6 protein-coding genes are annotated in these 3,976 nt (G+C 33.7%); all 6 read right to left on the bottom strand.

Features of this window, described 5'->3' with window-relative positions; translation table 11 throughout:
• Positions 1-99: 99 nt before the first annotated feature.
• The 6 genes from ACODR7_RS21450 to ACODR7_RS21425 all read right to left on the bottom strand — a co-directional run bounded on the left by ACODR7_RS21450 (position 100) and on the right by ACODR7_RS21425 (position 3,958).
• On the bottom strand, positions 100-2,427 hold the full coding sequence (locus tag ACODR7_RS21450) for an FG-GAP repeat domain-containing protein (RefSeq protein ID WP_488842301.1): 2,328 nt from the start codon (positions 2,425-2,427) through the stop codon (positions 100-102).
• 106 nt (positions 2,428-2,533) lie between these two features.
• Complete coding sequence (locus tag ACODR7_RS21445) at positions 2,534-2,677, bottom strand: T9SS type A sorting domain-containing protein (RefSeq protein ID WP_488842299.1); 144 nt, start codon at positions 2,675-2,677, stop codon at positions 2,534-2,536.
• On the bottom strand, positions 2,667-2,789 hold the full coding sequence (locus tag ACODR7_RS21440; RefSeq protein ID WP_488842297.1) for a hypothetical protein: 123 nt from the start codon (positions 2,787-2,789) through the stop codon (positions 2,667-2,669). Before ACODR7_RS21440 ends, ACODR7_RS21445 begins: the two co-directional genes overlap by 11 nt.
• The gene (locus tag ACODR7_RS21435; RefSeq protein WP_488842295.1) at positions 2,783-3,013 is read right to left on the bottom strand and encodes a hypothetical protein; all 231 of its coding nucleotides are present in this window, start codon (positions 3,011-3,013) and stop codon (positions 2,783-2,785) included. Before ACODR7_RS21435 ends, ACODR7_RS21440 begins: the two co-directional genes overlap by 7 nt.
• Positions 3,006-3,200 carry a hypothetical protein gene (locus ACODR7_RS21430; protein ID WP_488842294.1) on the bottom strand — a complete coding sequence of 65 codons (195 nt, stop codon included), beginning with the start codon at positions 3,198-3,200 and terminating at the stop codon, positions 3,006-3,008. The genes ACODR7_RS21435 and ACODR7_RS21430 overlap by 8 nt, the downstream gene beginning before the upstream one ends.
• Before the next feature lie 410 nt (positions 3,201-3,610).
• On the bottom strand, positions 3,611-3,958 hold the full coding sequence (locus ACODR7_RS21425; RefSeq protein WP_488842292.1) for a hypothetical protein: 348 nt from the start codon (positions 3,956-3,958) through the stop codon (positions 3,611-3,613).
• Positions 3,959-3,976 lie beyond the last annotated feature (18 nt).

Raw genomic sequence — 3,976 nt, 5'->3', positions numbered from 1 at the left:
CAAAAGTCTTTAAAACATAAAAAATGGTCGGAAATTTCTTCCGACCATGACTGGCTTTAGCCCGTTTCTATTAATATTATATTTTATCCTCTCATCTCGTTATCTTACAGATATTTCTTTTATATCTTCTCTTTCAAAAGATGCAGATTTCATAAAGCTGAACAAGACATCTGGAAATTCATTTCTACAAGGATCAACAGTTCTGTTATTCATGTTAATCACATTGTTTGTAACATTTGCCGAAGAAAACATTACAATACCTCCATCTTTTCTAAGAGTAGCCAATTCTTCATTCTTTGTACTTGGATCAAAATTTCCGAAACACATTATATTATTTTTAGTTTGCAGAACCGGAAACTTTTCAGCAGTAATACCTGATAATGTATTTCCATTCAGTTTAAATAATTTATAATCTCCGTCAAAATTTCTGTGAGCAATAATTTCAGCAGCACCATCGGCATCAATATCTCCAACAGCCAACCCTTTCCAATCTGAAGCAGAACCCCAATTTGTAAATTCAGTAATTTTTGTGAGAATACCACTATCATTTACACGATAAACATGAATACCATTATTTACAGCATTAATATCATCCGCATCAACAAGCAGCACGATCTCATCCTTGCCATCTTTATCTAGATCACCTGATGCTACTGCTTTAATTTTAGAACTATCAGCCAGATTAAGTGTATTGACATACACTGATTGTATATCTGTACCAACAAATTTATATACCCTAACCTCTTTATTAAAATTTCTTACTGTGATAACATCGTCTTTTCCTCCACTAATAAAGTTTCCTGCAACAACACCAGCCCATTCTGATTGAGCTCCCCATCCCGTATATTTCGTATGCTCAACGATATTACCGTTTTCAACTTTCAAGACATAAAGGCCATTTTCACTAGCATCTGCATGATCATTTAAAGCGACGATCTCACTTTTATTATCTCCAAAAAAATCACCAGCTGCCAATCCTTTCCAGTTATTGGAAGCACCAAATACTTTACTTGTGGTAACCTGGCGAAAGGCTCTGTCATGTGGTTCTAAAGTCTGCATTAAGCCATCAAAATTTCTGATAACAACAAATTCTTCATCGTTATCTCCATCGAAATTACCGCTGGCAACACCCCTCCAATCAGAATCCTCACCATATTCATGATCCGTATTGACAGGCACAACTAAATGTTCAAAATTTGATAAAAGCGCCCATGTTATTGAAGAATCAAATACCGTTATATTGCTATAATAATTTTTGGCAGCCTGTAAATCAGAAACGATCTGATATAAAGTTTTATCATCATATTGAGATAAATATAGCCATAAATAAGCTGTATAAGTACCATATCTGATAGCCACAGCAGGATCAGAGGTATTAGTATTATACTTTATATTCCAATTCTCACCATTATAATTAACACCATTTTTAATATGTAAAGGAGAGATATAAATATCTTTTGTCAACGTTTTGGTATAAGCATTTATATCTGCAGTGGTATAAATTAGGCTTCCATTAATTGAAATGCCATACTTATTACATTCATAAGGAAAAGCGGCTGTTAAATCAGCATGAGAAATATCTTCACGTAAAGTATCATGCTTCCAATAGGTCCAAACATTAGATCCTAAGCTAGAATTAAGTTGTGTATTTGCTTTTATAAAATTGGCAATTTGATTGAGCTGGACAAGATAATTGTTTTCATTCGTTGCCCTGTACATCTGCACCAGCACTCTTCCAACAGAGCTTTGCATATTGAATGGTAGAATTACTCCCGGAAATCCTATTGGCGGATTATTATCGCTGCGTTCTTTATAATATCCTATTGTATTGTTAGAGCCTGGTTCTATAAACCATTGACCTGTATGATAATTAAGTGTTTCTTTTATTTTTTGGATAAGATCATTTGCAATTGCTATATAGCTTTGACCTGCATAACGACCTGTTGAATTATATGTTAAGTTTTGAATAGTACTGTCTTTTTTAACTATTGCTGCAAACTTAGCCATAGGATAGGTAATATTAGCACTATGCACTAAATGAGAATAAGGTAATCCAGTTGTATCCGTTGCAGCATTATAATGATTTGTAGACCAGGCAGCCCCAGAAATATGGCGATAATCATAGATTATAGGGTATCCCAATGTAGGATTCCTCAAATCATCTCTCCTATCAATTGTATTTCCGATACACTTGATTAAAGTTTCAGCATATTTTTTCTCATGTGTTTTTTCATACATCAGCACCAATGCTTCCATATGGGCAGGTACAGCCCAGGCAAACTCAAGCTGATCCGGACTTGTTGAATTGCCATCCCATTGGTCAAGGCCTCTGGTATCAAAAAGACGTTTATAATAAGATTGGGAACCCGATTGAGAGTAAGATTTTATTGCAAAAAAAGCAATAAGAATTGTAAAGATTTTTTTCATTTTAATGGCTTTGATTAAAGTGAGTTGAATGAGATTTTTTAACGATTGTGGTTAAACAAATATAAGCGTTTTTAATCACCAGCCATAGAATTTATTTTGTGAACTTTTAAACACCGTCAGCAATGCAAACGAAAATTTTAAAGCTCAGACTTGAAAAAATATTAAAAAAAATAAAGCCTTTCAAAATTTCATCACCAGTTTTTATATTTAAAACATCTTTAGCTGGATTTGGATAAATTTTAAAAATCATTAATTAGTAATTCTGCAAGACCAAGACTTCCCATCAATTCATAAGCTCCGGCATCAGAGTTATCCATACGGGGCATTCCTCTTATATCATCTGTAGGCGAATCCGTTAGCATTCCATATTGACAGCGACACTACCAGGCAACAAGGATAATCCATCATCTGAAGTTCTTAAAATTCCATCTGCTCCAAAAACATTGGTTCCATCTGTAAAACCGGGATTATTCTGGAATATATTATTAGGATAACCATATAAAGAATTTTGGTTATGCCAAAGTATAAAATCCCTGGGGTAACTGAAATAGGTTATTATAGAAATAATTTTCAGCCGGCTAGTCATTATGATTGTTATAATCAGCTCCATGCTGATTATCCGTACCCTCAATATTACCCCAAAATATATTGTTTTTCACATAATTATTTCCTAGAAAGGTAAAAAATCCACCTCCTCCTGTTCCTATATTTTTATATATGATATTGTTGATGACTTTATTGCTGCCGTAATAAAGAAGAATACCTCCTCTCATGAGTTTGAAGTATTTTCATAAAGCACATTATTTACGATGAAATTTGAACCCTTTTCAGTATAAATACCGCCATCGCCAAAATAGTAAGTATCAATCTAACTAATCACGCCTTTATTTTTACTGATCACATTATTTCACCTAAACGACATATACACCTCCACCCATCGCCGGCAGCAGTGTTATCATGAATATAGTTATTGGTAATGGTATTGGTTCCTTTAAATTCCGCCACCATCATAAAGTGCTTTATTATTATAAATCTCATTGTTAGAAATGATGTTATTACCAGTTGAAGTATAGATACCTCCACCTGAATACCCGGAATTCATATAAATCCTCTTATTGGAAATAGTATTATTTTCATTAATTAAAATAGATGACAGGACCTAATCTCGAAGTAACATTTCCGTTTATACTATTATTGACAGTGCTACAGCAAAACAATTGGTAATGGAAAACCCATCTAATTTTACTCCAATAGCACTGGCAATATTCGAAGCAAACATCACAACATGATAGCAATTATCATGTGTATTTCCTAAAACTCCCAGCTCGCCACTTAAAAGCGTTATATTACTTTTTAAATCCGATCTCTTAAAGAAAGTTTCCGTTCCACTAAAACCGCCGTAGACTGAAATACCCCCTTTTAAATAAAACGTTTTATCAATGCTATCTGAAGGAAAAGAATTTCCAAAAGTATCTCTGGTAGGAAAATATGTTAGGATCAGTATCAAAAGTTGGGGGGAATGTTTAGTCATTGTATCTTTGTATTATGC

This window comes from Chryseobacterium sp. FG46 (assembly GCF_057809135.1).
Note: the sequence above shows the minus strand (reverse complement) of the source record. Positions and strands in the feature narration are given on the sequence as shown.